Source organism: Stenotrophomonas sp. 86156_Sma (assembly GCF_056481625.1).
The window spans coordinates 3,680,006-3,694,828 of record NZ_CM151157.1; the positions used below are offsets into that span (position 1 = coordinate 3,680,006).

The following is a 14,823-nucleotide window of genomic DNA, read 5'->3' on the forward strand; positions in this document are numbered from 1 at the left end:
GCACTCCATGAAAAGACGAACGCCGGCACCCGAGGATGCCGGCGATGGAAGAAGACGCGCTGTGGGCAGCTACGCCGTTATTCCTTCATCGCGTAGATGGCCGGCACGCAGCGCAGGGTTTCGTTGACGTCCATGCCGAAGCCGAACACGTAGCGGTCCGGCAGCTCGATACCCGCGTAATCGGCGGTCACGTCCGGCAGTGCGCGGTCGTGCTTCTTCACGGTCATCGCGGCGATGCGCACGTCAGTCGCGCCCTGTTCCAGGCACCAGGTGCGCACGCCCTGCAGGGTGTAACCCTCGTCGAGGATGTCGTCGACCAGCAGCACGCGGCGGCCGAACAGCGAGGTGGCCGGCTTGTGCTTCCAGACCAGGTCGCCGCCGGTGGTTTCACCGCGGTAACGGGTGGCGTGCAGGTAATCGAACTGCACGTCCTGGCCGCGCGCGCCCAGTTCCAGCGCCAGCTGGCCGGCGAACGGCAGCGCACCGTGCATGATGGACAGGAACAGCGGCACCTCGCCCTTGTAATCGCGCGCGATGGCGTCGGCGATACCAGCGATGGCCTTGTCGATGGTGGGGCGGTCGACCAGCAGGTCAGCCTGGGCCAGGGCCTGGGAAATGGTGAGGTTGGGCATCAGACGGTTCTTCCAAGGGTTTCAAGCAGACGGGATTGGGTGTCGCCATGGCGGGCATCGGCCAGCAGGCCGTCCCAGCCGAGCGCGCCGCGGCCCAGCAGGCCCAGCAGCGCAGCAGTATTGAGGGAGCGTCCCTGCACGGCGTGCAGGGCTTCATCGACCAGTTCCGGGTGGCAGACCAGCACCACGTCGCAGCCGGCATCCAGATGCGCGTGCACGCGCGCCGGCACGCCGCCCGCACTGTGCGAGGCGGCCATGCCGATGTCATCGGAGAACACCACGCCGCGGAACCCGAGCTCGCCGCGCAGGATGTCCTGGATCCAGCGCGGCGAATAGCCGGCCGGTTCCGGTGCCACTTGTGGATAGATCACGTGCGCCATCATCACCGCGTCGGCACCGGCGGCGATGCCGGCCTGGAACGGGACCAGATCCTGGGCGCGCAGCTCGTCCAGCGCGCGCGGGTCGATCGCGGTATCCACGTGGGTATCTTCCAGCACGGTGCCGTGACCGGGGAAATGCTTGAGCGTGGCGGCCATGCCGACCGCATGCATGCCGCGCACGTAGGCGGCGGTGAACGCGGCCACCACCTGCGGATCTTCACTGAAGGCGCGGTTGCCGATGGCGCGGTTGCCACGGCCCAGGTCGACCACCGGCGCGAAGCTCAGGTCCAGGCCGCTGGCGCGCACTTCGCTGGCCATCAGCCAGGCGTGCTGCTCGGCCAGGGCCAGCGCCTGCTGCGGGTCGGTGGCGTACATCGCCCCGATGTCCTGCAGCGGCGGCAACTCGCTGTAGCCCTCGCGGAAACGCTGCACGCGGCCGCCTTCCTGGTCCACGCAGATCAGCTGCGGGCGCGGCGCGGCAGCGCGGATCGCCGCGCTCAGATCGGTCACCTGCTGGCGCGAGGCGAAGTTGCGCTTGAACAGCACCACTCCGGCCACGGCATCGTGCTGCAGCCAGTCACGTTCCTGGGCGGTCAGTTCGGTGCCGGCAACGCCGATCAGCAGCATGGTCGATCTCCACAACGCGCGCCCGCATGGCGCAGTGCCGCATTGTCGCAGAACCGGCCGACAGGCGCAGTGGTCAGAAAAAGGGGACGGAGGGGATTACGCCGCAATCGGCCCCTACGGGCTGGATACGTCTTAATTCCCTCCGTCCCCTTTTCGGATCCGGTCAGACCTTGCAGCCGTCCGGACCGCAGGCCTCGTCGCCGTCAGCCGGGGCCGCAGGCGCGCCCTGCTCGGCGGCGATCTGGCGCAGGGCGTTGGCGAAGGCCTCCGGGGGCTGCGCCCCGGAAATGGCCCACTTCCCATCGATGACGAAGGTCGGCACCGAAGAAACGCCCAATGCATGAGCCTGCGCCAGCTTGGCTTCGACCTCGGCCAGGCCGCGGTCGGAGGCCAGCATCTGCGCGATTTCACCCGCGTCGAGGCCGCCTGCCGCGCCCGCCTTGATCAGCACCGAGGGGGCCGCCAGGTTCTGACCGTGCTCGAAGTGGGCGCGGAACAGTGCTTCGCCCACCGCATCCTGCACGCCGTGCTCGCCCGCCAGCCACAACACCCGGTGCGCCGGCAGCGTGGTCACCCGCACCTGGCCCTGGCTGAAGTCCATCGGCAGGCCCTCGGCCCGCGCGGTGGTCTGGGTCTGGCCGAGGATCTGTTCGGTACGCTCAACGCCGCCGAACTTGCGCACATAGGCCTCGCGCAGCGGCACCGGGGTGGCGTCAGCATCCGGGTCGAGCTGGAACGGCTGCCAGTGGATATCGAGTTCAGGCGCGTTGGCGCCCAGCAACTGCACGCCCTGCTGGAAACGATGCTTGCCGATCCAGCACCAGGGGCAGACCACGTCGGAGTAGATGTCGATTCTCATCCTTTCCACATGGGGGCCGACACCCTCGATAAAAGGGGACGGAGGGGATTAAGTCGTTTTCCGCACAGATGGGGTAAAGACGACTTAATCCCCTCCGTCCCCTTTTTGGCGGCTTCACCACTCTGAATACGGGTGGCTGGCCAGGGCAACGTTGTAGTAGCGGGCATCATCGGTGACTTCGGCACCCACCCAGTCCGGCAGGTCGATGGCCTGGTCAGCGCTGTCCAGCTCAACCTCAGCCACTACCAGGCCGGCGTTGTCGCCGAGGAACTCGTCCACCTCCCAGGTCAGGCCGGCGTGTTCGACCAGATGGCGGCGCTTGTCGATCAGGCCGCCCACGCACAGCGCCAGCAGTGCGCGAGCATCGTCCACCGGGATCGGATAGTCGAACTCCTGGCGGGTGTGGCCGATGGTGCGCGACTTCAGGTTCAGCGCGGCGTGGTCGCCCTCGATGCGCACGCGCACCGAGGCGTTCTGGGTGCCGCGGTCGAGCGCGCCCATGTCGTTGATGTAGCCCTGCGCCATCGGGATCACCCGGTGCGCGGCGGCGCGCCAGCCATCACTGCTGACGAGGAATTTGCGTTCGATTTCGATGCCCATCGCGCCATTATGCGCGATGGGCATGACAGCCGATCAGCGCTTCTCGAATACCGCGATGCTTTCCACGTGTGCGGTGTGCGGGAACATGTCCATGGCACCGGCACTGACCAGGGTGAAGCCCTGTTCGTTGACCAGATAGCCGGCATCGCGTGCCAGCGAACCCGGGTGGCAGCTGACGTAGACGATGCGCTTGAACTGCTTCAGCGGCAGCTGCTGCAGCACTTCGATCGCGCCCGAGCGCGGCGGATCCAAGAGCAGCTTGTCGAAGCCCTGGCGCATCCACGGCGTGCTGCGCTGGTCCTGGGTGAGGTCGGCGCTGAAGAACTGGGCGTTGGTCAGGCCGTTGCGCTCGGCATTCTCACGGGCCCGCGCGACGAGGCCAGCATCACCTTCCACACCGACCACTTCGCGCACGCGGCGCGCCAGCGGCAGGGTGAAGTTGCCCAGGCCGCAGAACAGGTCCAGCACACGCTCGTCCTCACCCGGCTCCAGCAGGTCCAGGGCGTGGGCGATCATCTTCTCGTTGAGCTTGGCATTGACCTGGATGAAGTCCAGCGGGCGGAACGCCAGTTCGACATCCCACGGCGCCAGACGGAACGACAGCGGCACGCCCTGCCCGTCCAGCGGCTGCACGGTATCCACGCCACCGGACTGCAGGTAGATCACGAAGCCATGCTGCTGGCCGAAGGCGGCCCAGGCCACGCGGTCGGCATCGCTGAGCGGCTGCAGGTGGCGCACGGTCAGGACCACGGCCTGGTCGCCAGCGATGAATTCGATCTGCGGGATGTCGCGCTTGCCATCGAGCGATTCGATGAAGGTGGACAGCGCCTCGACCTTGGTGCCGATCTCGGGGATCACGGTCAGGCACTGGCTGAGGTCGGCGACGAATCGCGGATCCTGTTCACGGAAGCCGACCAGGGTCTTGTCCTTCTTTTCGACCCGGCGCACCGAGAAGCGACCCTTGCGCCGGTAGCCCCAGCTCTCACCGACCAGCGGCGCCAGCACGGTGCCCGGCTTCACGTGGCCGATGCGCTCCAGGTTGTCCATCAGCACGCGCTGCTTGGCGACAATCTGCTGGTCTTCGTCCAGGTGCTGCAGCACGCAGCCGGCGCAGGTGCCGAAGTGCGGGCACTTCGGGGTGACGCGCTGCGGCGAGGCCTGCAGCACTTCCACCGTACGCGCTTCGTCGAAATGGCGGCTGCGGGCGGTCTGTTCGGCCATGACCACCTCGCCCGGCAGGGCGCCGCTGACGAAGGTGACCTTGCCGCCCTCGCCTTCACGGCGGGCGACACCGCGACCATCATGGCTGAGGTCGAGGATCTCGGTCTGGAACGGGGTACGGTCGATGCGGGAGCGGGATCGGGCCACGTGGCAACAGGCTGCGGGCAAAAATGGGGGCGTATTGTCGCAGATCCTGACCGGCAGGGTCCGGACCCGCTTGCGCCCGCCGCCGCTGTGCTTGATGATTGCAACAGCTGACATGGAGGCAGCCCTGATGCAGATGACCCCGCGGGCCAGCCGGCCCCGCTTCCTGCTTGTCGAGGACGACATCATCAGCCGCGGTTTTTTCAAGGCGGCGTTGGAAACGTTACCGGCGGACGTGGACACCGCAGACTCATTGGCCAGTGCCCTGGCCAGCGCCGAGCCCGGCGCGCATGACCTGTGGCTGATCGACGTCAACCTGCCTGACGGCAACGGCGCGCAGCTGCTGCGCGAACTGCGCCGTTCACATCCCGACACCCCGGCGTTGGCGCATACCGCCGACGGTGATACCTCGATCCATGCGCGCCTGCGCGAGGCCGGTTTCAGCGACACGCTGGTCAAGCCGCTGGGCCGCGACCAGCTGCTGAAGGCGGTGCGCCGCGCCCTGGTCAACAGTCCGGCCGGGATCGTCATGGCCCAGGCGCCGGCCGCGGTCGAGCTGCAGGTACAGGACTGGGACGAGACTGCGGCACTGGCCGCGCTCAATGGCCAGCGCAACCACCTGATCGCGCTGCGCGAGCTGTTCCTGGCCGAGCTGCCGGGCGTACGCGATGCGGTCGAGCAGGCGGTGGACCAGCATGACGAGCGCCAGCTGCGCAGCCAGTTGCATCGGCTGCAGGCGAGCTGTGGCTTCGTGGGCGCGGCGCGGTTGGGCCGGGCGGTGCGCCAGTTGCATCATGCGCCGGAGTCCGGGCAGGCCCAGGCGGGATTCCGCGACGCGGTAGCTGCCCTGCTGCATTAAGGGTTGTTCGGCAGGGCTGCGCCCTGCACCTGCCGAAGCCTTCAAGCCAGGGCAACGTCAAAGGCCAAAGCAGCATTCCGTGGGATGGCGGGGCACTGTGGGTTTGCGGGGACGGCGCAAGTACGTCCATGTAGCCTTGGTCGCCGCATCCATGCGGCTCACACCCCGCAAACCCACAGTGCCCCGCCTTCGATAGTTGGCCGGTGGCCAGTAGATCCACGCCATGCGTGGATGAATCTCAATCGGAATCAAATATTTCGAATTGAAATCGAAACGCATCCACGCATGGCGTGGCTCTACTGTGTCGACCGAGGTCGACACCCACCAGAGCAGAGTGCCGTTCCGACAGCTCGCGAGAAACTGTCGAAGGCGGGGGGGGGGGGCCGGTTGCGGGGGCGTGAGCCGCATGGGCCCGAGGCATGCCTCGGGCGGGCTGGGCAGGACGCCCAACCCTGGTCTTGCCGTGTGCGCAGGACTGCGCACACGAGCAAGCGGCGACCGAGCTTACATGGGTGAGGGCGCTTTGCTTGCGAAGCACTGCTTCGCAAGCGCCTGAACGCACAGCCGCCAGCGGCTGGGCCGGGCCCCGGAGGGGGACTTGCAGCGGCCCCCTCAACCGGACCCACCCCGCCATCCCACGGATAGCCAGCTTTTGCAGTTGACGTTGATTCGGCAGGTGCAGGGCTGCAAGCCCTGCCGCCCCCCCTCAACGCCTGGGCGCGAGCTGCTCGAGCATTTCCCAGGACTTCAGGCCGCGCGGCCCCAGGTGATGGGCCAGCACCCGCCGCATCGGCAGGCGCAGGCTGGCCAGGTCGGCGGCATCGGGCTCTTCATCGGCGGCCAGCGCCAGCAGCGCAGAACCCGTCGCGGCCGCCCGGCGTTCCCCACCGCGCTCGCTGAGCAGGCGCTGCGCGCCTTCCTGTGGGTCCAGTTCGTAGCGCGCGGCCGGGTCGATCGGCTGGCCGTCGCTGGCGCTGTCCAGATCGAAACCCAGGCCCAGCGCAGACAGCAGCTCGCGTTCAAACCGGCGCAGGGTCCAGGCCAGGCCGGCGCCCACGGCCAGCCGCGCGCGTGCCTCGCCGTAGGCCAGGTACAACTCCGGCAGCGGGTCCTGGCGCGGGGCCAGGCGCAGGGTCAATTCACTCAGATAGAAGCCGGCCAGCATCGCCTGGCCGACCAGGCGCGGGGCAGCATCCAGTGCCTCGGCACCCCGCAGCTGGGCCAATTCGCCCCGCTGCTGGGCACTGAAGCGGATCCACTGCAGCGGCTGCAGGGCCGCGCGCAGCACCTGTCCCTTGGCGGTGGATACGCCACGCGCGAGCAGGCCGATCCGGCCATGCTGCGCGCTCAGCACTTCGACCAGCAGGCTGGTCTCGCGATAGGCCCGTGCATGCAGCACGAAGCCGGTGTCGTCCTCGATCATCATCGAAGCGACTGCAACGGCTTACTCGTAACCGAAGGCCTTCAGTGCGGCCTCGTCGTCGGACCAGCCTTCACGCACGCGCACCCAGGTCTCCAGGAACACCTTGGCGCCGAACAGGCGCTCCATCTGCAGGCGGGACTTGGCCCCGATCTCCTTCAGGCGGGTACCACCCTTGCCGATCACGATCGCCTTCTGGCCCTCGCGCTCGACCCAGATCACCGCACCGATGCGCAGCAGGTTGCCATCTTCGGTGAAGCGCTCGATTTCCACGGTGGTGGCATACGGCAGCTCTTCGCCCAACTGGCGCATCAGCTGTTCACGCACCAGTTCGCCAGCCAGGAAGCGCTGGCTGCGGTCGGTGATCTCGTCTTCGCCGAACATCGGCGGCGCTTCCGGCAGCAACGCCAGTACGTCGCGTACCAGTGCTTCCAGGCCGTTGCGCTTCTGCGCCGAGATCGGATGCACCGACGAGAAATCGCGGCCGGCGGTGACTTCCTGCAGGAACGGCAGCAGCGCGCCCTTGTCCTTCAGCCGGTCGATCTTGTTGACCACCAGCACCACCGGGATACCGGCGTCACGCAGCACGTTGAACGCCAGGCTGTCTTCCTCGTCCCAGCGACCGGCTTCGATCACCAGCAGGCCGGCATCGACGCCTTCCAGCGAGCCGCGCGCGGCGCGGTTCATCACCCGGTTCATCGCCCGCTTCTGCACCTTGTGCAGGCCGGGGGTGTCGACCAGCACCAGCTGGCCTTCCGGATAGGTGGCGATGCCCAGCAGGCGATGGCGCGTGGTCTGCGGGCGGTTGGAAACGATGCTGACCTTGGCGCCGACCAGGGCATTGGTCAGGGTCGATTTGCCCACGTTCGGGCGGCCGATGACGGCCACGCTGCCGCAATGATGGGAAGTTTGTTCGCTCACTTGGAATCCAGTTGTTCTAGGACGGCTGCAGCCGCCTGTTGTTCGGCAAGCCGCCGCGAGGCGCCTTCGCCCTCGGTGCTGGCGGCCGGGTCGGCTACGTTGCAGCGTACCCGGAAGTGCTTGGCGTGGTCGTCACCGGATTCTGACACCAGTTCATACTGCGGCAACGCCTTCTGTCGGGCCTGCAGCCATTCCTGCAGGCGGGTCTTGGGGTCCTTCTCGGGCCGACCGGAAGCCGGCAGTGCCTCGATCGAAGCGCTGAACCAGGGCAGTACCACCGCCCGGCAGGCCTCGAAGCCGGCATCCAGGTAGATCGCGGCCACCACGGCTTCCACCGCGTCGGCCAGGATCGAATCGCGGCGATGACCACCGGACTTCATTTCGCCGGGGCCCAGGGTCAGCCGCTCGCCCAGTTCCAGGGTGCGCCCGATCACCGCCAGCGCGCCTTCACGCACCAGCTCGGCACGGGCACGGGTCATCGCGCCTTCGTCAGCCTTGGGCCAGCGTCGGTACAGCGCCTCGGCCGCCATCATGTTGACGATGCTGTCGCCGAGGAACTCCAGGCGCTCGTTGTGCGGCGCACCGGCACTGCGATGCGTCAGCGCCTGCTTGAGCAGGGCCGGGTCGCTGAAGGCATGACCGATCAGGTCGCCACGTTGGATGAATTTACTGGGCACCGCTTCGTGTCAGGTCCTGGGAAGAATCGAATTTGCCAACCACATCGAGGTTGCCGATCAGCTGACGGCGCACTTCGTAGTTGACCTTGAGGGTCCAGCCATTGTCGCGACGGTCGAACTTCACGTTGGCCGGCTTCACGTTGTCCGAATAGTTGATGTACAGGCGCTTGAAGAACAGATCCTGGATGCGCGCCGGCTCCATGCTGCCCACGCCCGGCTCGTTGGCCAGGCTCTTCATCGCCGAGCGCACCGCGTAGTACTCCTGGTACATCGGGAACAGCTTCATGCCGATGTAGAGGAAGAAGCCAACCACGATCAGAACCGTCAGGAACGAGGTCAGGGTCATGCCACGCTGCGTGTTCATCGTCTTCATTGCGTTCTCCCCAGATACGCGTTGGATGTGAAAATACTCAGTTGGTGCCCGCTCAGTTGATGCTCGAGCCGATCCGCGACGGCTCGAAGCCATCCTTGCAGAACCAGCCCTGGCAGTTCAGCCAGATCAGGAACGCCTTGCCACGCAGGTTCTCTTCCGGCAGCAGGCCCCAGAAACGGCCATCGTCGCTGTTGTCGCGGTTGTCGCCCATCACCAGGTACTTGCCGGCCGGCACGGTCCACTGGCCCTGGCCACGCGGATAGTCGGTCTCCAGCACCGTGTGGGTGCGGCCCGGCAGGTGCTCGACCAGCAGGTTGGCGCCCTCGCCCTGGCCCTTGTGGCCGGCGTAGATGCCCTTGTTGTCGTACTTCAGCGGCTCGCCGTTGAGGATCACGCCATCGCCTTCGAAGACCACGGTGTCACCCGGCACGCCAATCACGCGCTTGATGAAGTTCTCGCCCTTGGCCGGATCGTTCTCGCCATGACCGGGGAAGTGGAACACCACCACGTCACCACGCGAGGGCTCACCCACCGGCACGAACTTGGTGTTGCTGATCGGCAGGCGCAGGCCGTAGGAGAACTTGTTGACCAGGATGAAATCGCCGATCAGCAGGTTCGGCATCATCGAGCTGGACGGGATCTTGTACGGCTCGGCAATGAAGCTGCGCACGATCAGCACGATCGCCAGCACCGGGAAGAACGCACGCGAGTAGTCCACCAGCACCGGCTCGGAATCGAGCAGGCCCGCGCGCTGGGCGCGACGCTTGGCGAGGTACAGCTTGTCCGCGAGCAGGATCAGGCCCGAGGCCAGGGTCAGCACGACCAGGAGGATCTCAAACAGTTTCATTCAGGGTCCTTTGCAACGTCACCAGACGACCGGCCCCGCAGGGCCGGTGCGGGCTTACTTGTTGTCCATCTGCAGCACGGCCAGGAACGCTTCCTGCGGGATCTCCACGCGGCCGACCTGCTTCATGCGCTTCTTGCCTTCCTTCTGCTTTTCCAGAAGCTTCTTCTTGCGCGAAACGTCGCCACCATAGCACTTGGCCAGCACGTTCTTGCGCATGGCCTTGACCGTGGTACGGGCGATGATCTGCGAGCCAACGGCGGCCTGGATGGCCACGTCGAACATCTGGCGCGGGATCAGGTCCTTCATCTTTTCGCACAGTTCGCGGCCGCGACGGTCGGCATGGCTGCGGTGCACGATCAGCGACAGTGCATCGACCTTGTCACCGTTGATCAGTACGTCCACGCGCACGAACGGGCCTGCGTCGAAGCGCACGAAGTGGTAATCCAGCGAGGCATAGCCCCGGCTGACCGACTTCAGCTTGTCGAAGAAGTCCAGCACCACCTCGGCCATCGGCAGCTCGTAGCTGATCTGCACCTGGCTGCCCAGGTAGTTGATGCCGATCTGGCTGCCGCGCTTCTCTTCGCACAGCTTGATGATGTTGCCGATGTACTCCTCGGGGGTGAGCACGTTGGCACGGATGATCGGCTCGCGGATCTCCTCGACCTGGTTCACCGGCGGCAGCTTGGCCGGGTTGTCCATGTTGATGATCGAGCCATCGGTCTTCAGGACTTCATACACCACCGTCGGCGCGGTGCTGATCAGGTCCAGGTTGTATTCGCGCTCCAGGCGCTCCTGCACGATTTCCATGTGCAGCATGCCGAGGAAGCCGCAGCGGAAGCCGAAGCCCATCGCCTCGGAGCTTTCCGGCTCGAAACGCAGCGCGGCATCGTTCAGGCGCAGCTTGTCCAGCGCTTCGCGCAGGTCCGGGTAGTCCTCGGCATCGACCGGGAACAGGCCGGCGAACACGCGCGGCTGCATTTCCTGGAAGCCCGGCAGCGGCTTCGGTGCCGGGTCGCCGGCCAGGGTCAGGGTGTCGCCGACCGGCGCACCGTGCACGTCCTTGATGCTGGCGGTGACCCAACCCACTTCACCTGCACGCAGCGCCGGCAGCACCTTGCGCTTCGGGGTGAACACGCCGACGTTGTCGACCTGGTGGTTGCGGCCGGTGGACATCACCTGCAGCTTGTCACCTGCCTTGATCTCGCCCTGCATCACGCGCACCAGCGAGACCACACCCAGGTAGTTGTCGAACCAGGAGTCGATGATCAGCGCCTGCAGCTTGTCGGTGTCGCGCGGCTTCGGCGGCGGGATGCGATGCACGATCGCTTCCAGCACGTCCTGCACGTTCAGGCCGGTCTTGGCACTGACCGGCACGGCGTCGGAGGCGTCAATGCCGATCACGGCCTCGATCTCGGCCTTGGCACGCTCGATGTCGGCGGTGGGCAGGTCGATCTTGTTGATCACCGGCACCACTTCCAGGCCCTGCTCCACGGCGGTGTAGCAGTTGGCCACCGACTGCGCTTCCACGCCCTGGGCCGCATCGACCACCAGCAGCGCGCCTTCGCAGGCGGCCAGCGAGCGGCTGACTTCATAGGAGAAGTCGACGTGGCCGGGGGTGTCGATGAAGTTCAGATGGTAGGTCTGCCCGTCCTTGGCCAGGTACGGCAGCGACACCGACTGCGCCTTGATCGTGATGCCACGCTCGCGCTCGATCGGGTTGGAGTCGAGCACCTGCGCTTCCATCTCGCGGGCCTGCAGGCCACCACAGAGCTGGATGATGCGGTCGGCCAGCGTGGACTTGCCGTGGTCGACATGGGCGATGATGGAGAAGTTGCGGATGTTCCGCATCGAATCAGAAGACATAGGTGGCGGCGGCGCGCGGCGTCGTCAGGGTAACGGTCGATTATCGCATGCCCGGCGCCCGCCCGCGAAAACGGCCTCATCGGACCGGGCCCGGAATGGCCGAAGCCCCGCCAGGGCGGGGCTTCGGGGGAAAAGCCGGGACCGCCGAAGCGGCCCCGGCAGGCCTTACTGGCCGGCCTTGACCGCGACGAACGCGCTGTTGCCGCTGCCGGTGCGCACCAGCAGCATCACCACGTCGCCCTTCTTGTAGCTGGAAAGCGCACGGTTCAGCGCGTCCACGCTGCCGACCTGGGTGCTGGCCACCTGCAGGATCACCATGCCCGGAGACAGGCCCGCATCACGCGCGCCCTGGCCCTTGACCCCGGTGATGCGCACGCCTTCGCCCGATTCCAGGCCCAGCTGCTTGCGCTGCGGTGCGGTCAGGTCACTGACGTCCAGCCCCAGCAGGGCATTGGCGCCGGCCTGCGGAGCCGCATCGCTGTCGCCGGTGGCAGGGCCACGCGAACCGGCCTGCCCGTCTTCGGTCAGTGCGGTCAGGGTGGCACTGAGGTCGCGCGGCTTGCCATCACGGATCACGCCCAGGGTGACCCGGCTGCCCGGTGCCATCGCGCCGATCAGCGGCGGCAGGTCGGACCAGCTGTTGACCGGCGCGCCGTTCACCGAACGGATCACATCGCCGATCTTCACCCCGGCCCGGGCTGCAGCCGAGTCCGGCACGATCTGGTTGACCAGGGCGCCGCGGCTGTCCGGCAGGCCCATCGCCTGCGCCTTCAGCCCGTCGATTTCCTGCACCACCGCGCCGAGCTGGCCACGGGTGACCTTGCCGGTCTTCTTGATCTGCTCGACCGCGCTCATCGCCAGGTCGATGGGGATCGCGAAGCTGATGCCCATGTAGCCGCCCGAGGCGGAGAAGATCTGCGAGTTGATGCCGACCACTTCGCCACGGGTGTTCAGCAGCGGGCCACCGGAGTTGCCCTGGTTGATCGCCACGTCGGTCTGGATGAAGGGCACGTAGCGCTGGTCCGGACCACCTGTGCTGCGGCCGAGGGCGCTGACCACGCCGGCAGTGACCGAGTGGTCGAGGCCGAACGGCGAACCGATCGCGACCACCCACTGACCCGGCTTGAGGGAGTTGGAGTCGCCAACGCGCACGGTCGGCAGGTTCTTGCCGTCGATTTTCAGCAGTGCCACGTCGTACTGCTGGTCGCTGCCCACCACTTTCGCGGTGAACTCACGGCGGTCACCCAGCTTGACCTTCACCTCGCTGGCATCGGCCACCACGTGGTAGTTGGTCAGCACATAGCCATCGGGCGAGATGATGAAGCCCGAGCCCATGCCGCGGCCCTTGATGCTGGGGCCACCGTTCGGACCGCCCGGGCCCTGCCCCGGCATCGGGAAATCCGGGCCGAAGAAGCGGCGGAAGAACTCCGGCATGTCATCGTCGCCGCCCATCGGGCCCCGCGAGGCCTGGCGGTTGTTGCGGACGATGGTGGTGTCGACGTTGACCACGCCAGGCCCGACCTGTTCGACCAGATTGGTGAAGTCAGGCAGGCCCGTGACCAGCGGCTGGGCCGGGGCCCGCGGCGCGGCGGCCGGCGCGGCCTGGGTCTGGGCGGCCGGAGCCGGGGCCTGCGCGCAGGCCACCAACGGCAGAGTCAGGGCCAGCAGGCCCATGGCCTGCGTGCGGAGTCGGGGAGTCATCGGACGGCAACCTCCGGATCGGATGGAAAGAGGAATACGGGCCCCGCCGACGGCGGGGCGTGAAAGCGCCCGGCTCAGTCGCGCGGGCGCGGCGGCACCGGCAGGTCGTCCTGCAGGCGCGGCTCGAACGGGTAGAACGCGGCGCCCCCGGCGTGGGCCGGGAAGCTCGCATTGAGCGCGCCACCGGCAGCGGGCGCCAGGCTGGAGCGCGGCCACGGTCGCGCCTGCAGGCCACCAACCTCACCGAACGGCATGTTGCGGCTGGCATTGTCGGCCGGCACGGTCGGGGTCAGCGGCGCCTGTGCAGCGGCCACAGCGCGTTGCGGCATGTCCTCGCGCTGGGCGGCACGCGCGGCCTGCTGGCTGCGGGTAGCGCTGGCGCGACGGGTGTCCTGGCGTCGGCTGGCCGCGGCCATGGCCACTGCCGGTACACCGGCCACGGCCATTGCGGCGGTATCCACCGAGGCTTCGGTTACCGGAGCCGGCGTCGTCGGCGCGGGCGCAAGTTCGGCCTGGCTGGCGATCACCTGCGGTGCCAACGGCTCGCCCGGGGTGGCTTCCTTCAGCTTCTCGCCACCCATGAACAGCGCCACCGCCGCCACCGAGGCGGCCAGTGCGGCGCCACCGCCCCAGGCCCGCCAACCGCTGCGGCGCACCTCGCGGCGCGGCTCGGCCTGCGGCGCCGGTTCGGCAGCGATGGCGGCGGCCACGGCCGCGCTGAAGCCGGCCGGCGCCAGCGCCGAGGTCTGCCCGCGCATCACGTCACCCAGCAGCTGCCAGCGTTCCTGGCAGCCGGCCAGCTCGGGGTCGTGCTCCATCCGGCGCAGCAGGAAGCGCGCTTCGTCGGCGCCCAGCTCGCCATCGACCAGGGCCGACAGCTGTTCGCGATGGCGCTGGTCCAGGCGCTGCCCGGCGGGCGATTGGTGGTTCTGCGATTCGTTGAACGGATTACTGGTCATACGCGGCTCTTCTCACGGGTGGCGCTGCCGATGTCCAACAGCGGCCGGAGTTCGGTGTCGATCGCCTCGCGCGCCCGGAAGATCCGTGAACGCACGGTGCCGATCGGGCACCCCATTTTCTGCGCGATATCTTCGTAACTCAGGCCTTCCACCTCGCGCAGGGTGATCGCCAACCGGAGTTCTTCCGGCAGCGCATTGACGGCCTTCATCACCGTCTGTTCCAGTTCCTGGCGCATCAACTCGCGTTCGGGCGTATCGGTGTCGCGCAGGCGCGTCCCGCTGTCGAACTGTTCGGCGTCACCGATGTCGATGTCATCGGTCGGCGGCCGGCGATTGTGTGAAGCCAGGTAGTTTTTGGCGGTATTCACGGCGATTCGATGCAACCAGGTTGAGAACTGGGCATCGCCGCGGAAACTTCCGATCGCGCGGTACGCACGGATGAAAGTGTCCTGGGCGACGTCCTGACATTCGCTCCAGTCGGCGATGTAGCGACCGACCAGGGCCACCACGCGATGCTGGTACTTGCGCACCAGGACATCGAACGCGGCGCTCTCGCCGTGCTGCACGCGCCGGACCAGTTCCAGATCCAGCTCCTGAGGTGTATCAACATCGGCCATGAGGGGCCGCACTCCTGTCAGCCCAACCGACGTCGGGCAATGAGACTGCCAATCCCGGGAAAAGTTCAGTCGCCGATCACCTGGCGCCGCACCAGCTTTTAACCACCGTTCCGTTAGCGTCCC

Annotated in this window: 15 protein-coding genes; 1 reads left to right on the forward strand and 14 read right to left on the reverse strand. The window is 67.2% G+C overall.

Translation table 11 applies throughout. The annotated features are described in order from the left end of the window. Positions 1-77: 77 nt before the first annotated feature. From ACZK33_RS17110 to rlmD, 5 genes are all read right to left on the reverse strand, one after another. Positions 78-632 carry a hypoxanthine-guanine phosphoribosyltransferase gene (locus ACZK33_RS17110; RefSeq protein ID WP_005410592.1) on the reverse strand — a complete coding sequence of 185 codons (555 nt, stop codon included), beginning with the start codon at positions 630-632 and terminating at the stop codon, positions 78-80. Next, entirely contained in the window at positions 632-1,639 is a 1,008-nt protein-coding gene (nagZ, locus tag ACZK33_RS17115; protein ID WP_032129343.1) for a beta-N-acetylhexosaminidase, read from the reverse strand. Before nagZ ends, ACZK33_RS17110 begins: the two co-directional genes overlap by 1 nt. Positions 1,640-1,802: 163 nt before the next feature. After that, the gene (locus ACZK33_RS17120) at positions 1,803-2,498 is read right to left on the reverse strand and encodes a DsbA family oxidoreductase (RefSeq protein WP_049421259.1); all 696 of its coding nucleotides are present in this window, start codon (positions 2,496-2,498) and stop codon (positions 1,803-1,805) included. Positions 2,499-2,612: 114 nt separating this feature from the next. Next, complete coding sequence (locus ACZK33_RS17125; protein ID WP_049421258.1) at positions 2,613-3,098, reverse strand: CYTH domain-containing protein; 486 nt, start codon at positions 3,096-3,098, stop codon at positions 2,613-2,615. Positions 3,099-3,131: 33 nt separating this feature from the next. Beyond that, the gene (gene rlmD / locus ACZK33_RS17130) at positions 3,132-4,466 is read right to left on the reverse strand and encodes a 23S rRNA (uracil(1939)-C(5))-methyltransferase RlmD (protein ID WP_125895832.1); all 1,335 of its coding nucleotides are present in this window, start codon (positions 4,464-4,466) and stop codon (positions 3,132-3,134) included. A 127-nt stretch (positions 4,467-4,593) separates the two neighbouring features. Between rlmD and ACZK33_RS17135 the strand changes: the two genes are divergently transcribed. After that, complete coding sequence (locus ACZK33_RS17135; protein WP_032129364.1) at positions 4,594-5,322, forward strand: response regulator; 729 nt, start codon at positions 4,594-4,596, stop codon at positions 5,320-5,322. Between the two features lie 706 nt (positions 5,323-6,028). On the opposite strand, the gene recO is transcribed toward ACZK33_RS17135, so the two are convergent. The 9 genes from recO to rpoE form a co-directional block, all read right to left on the reverse strand. Continuing rightward, positions 6,029-6,748 (reverse strand): DNA repair protein RecO, encoded by a 720-nt coding sequence (gene recO / locus ACZK33_RS17140; RefSeq protein WP_032129846.1) that lies wholly within the window; start codon positions 6,746-6,748, stop codon positions 6,029-6,031. An 18-nt stretch (positions 6,749-6,766) separates the two neighbouring features. Continuing rightward, positions 6,767-7,663 (reverse strand): GTPase Era, encoded by an 897-nt coding sequence (gene era, locus ACZK33_RS17145; protein ID WP_010482823.1) that lies wholly within the window; start codon positions 7,661-7,663, stop codon positions 6,767-6,769. Beyond that, on the reverse strand, positions 7,660-8,340 hold the full coding sequence (gene rnc, locus ACZK33_RS17150) for a ribonuclease III (RefSeq protein ID WP_032129847.1): 681 nt from the start codon (positions 8,338-8,340) through the stop codon (positions 7,660-7,662). Before rnc ends, era begins: the two co-directional genes overlap by 4 nt. After that, positions 8,330-8,713 carry a DUF4845 domain-containing protein gene (locus tag ACZK33_RS17155; protein WP_010482821.1) on the reverse strand — a complete coding sequence of 128 codons (384 nt, stop codon included), beginning with the start codon at positions 8,711-8,713 and terminating at the stop codon, positions 8,330-8,332. Before ACZK33_RS17155 ends, rnc begins: the two co-directional genes overlap by 11 nt. A gap of 52 nt (positions 8,714-8,765) precedes the next feature. Next, on the reverse strand, positions 8,766-9,560 hold the full coding sequence (gene lepB, locus ACZK33_RS17160; RefSeq protein WP_032129848.1) for a signal peptidase I: 795 nt from the start codon (positions 9,558-9,560) through the stop codon (positions 8,766-8,768). A 54-nt stretch (positions 9,561-9,614) separates the two neighbouring features. Continuing rightward, positions 9,615-11,408: a translation elongation factor 4 gene (gene lepA, locus ACZK33_RS17165; protein WP_032129849.1), complete on the reverse strand. Its 1,794-nt coding sequence runs from the start codon at positions 11,406-11,408 to the stop codon at positions 9,615-9,617. A gap of 180 nt (positions 11,409-11,588) precedes the next feature. Next, on the reverse strand, positions 11,589-13,124 hold the full coding sequence (locus tag ACZK33_RS17170) for a DegQ family serine endoprotease (protein ID WP_423175140.1): 1,536 nt from the start codon (positions 13,122-13,124) through the stop codon (positions 11,589-11,591). A gap of 74 nt (positions 13,125-13,198) precedes the next feature. Further along, positions 13,199-14,083, reverse strand: a complete 885-nt coding sequence (locus ACZK33_RS17175) for a sigma-E factor negative regulatory protein (RefSeq protein WP_423175139.1) — start codon at positions 14,081-14,083, stop codon at positions 13,199-13,201. Then, positions 14,080-14,700: an RNA polymerase sigma factor RpoE gene (gene rpoE / locus ACZK33_RS17180; RefSeq protein WP_010482816.1), complete on the reverse strand. Its 621-nt coding sequence runs from the start codon at positions 14,698-14,700 to the stop codon at positions 14,080-14,082. Before rpoE ends, ACZK33_RS17175 begins: the two co-directional genes overlap by 4 nt. Positions 14,701-14,823: the final 123 nt, after the last annotated feature.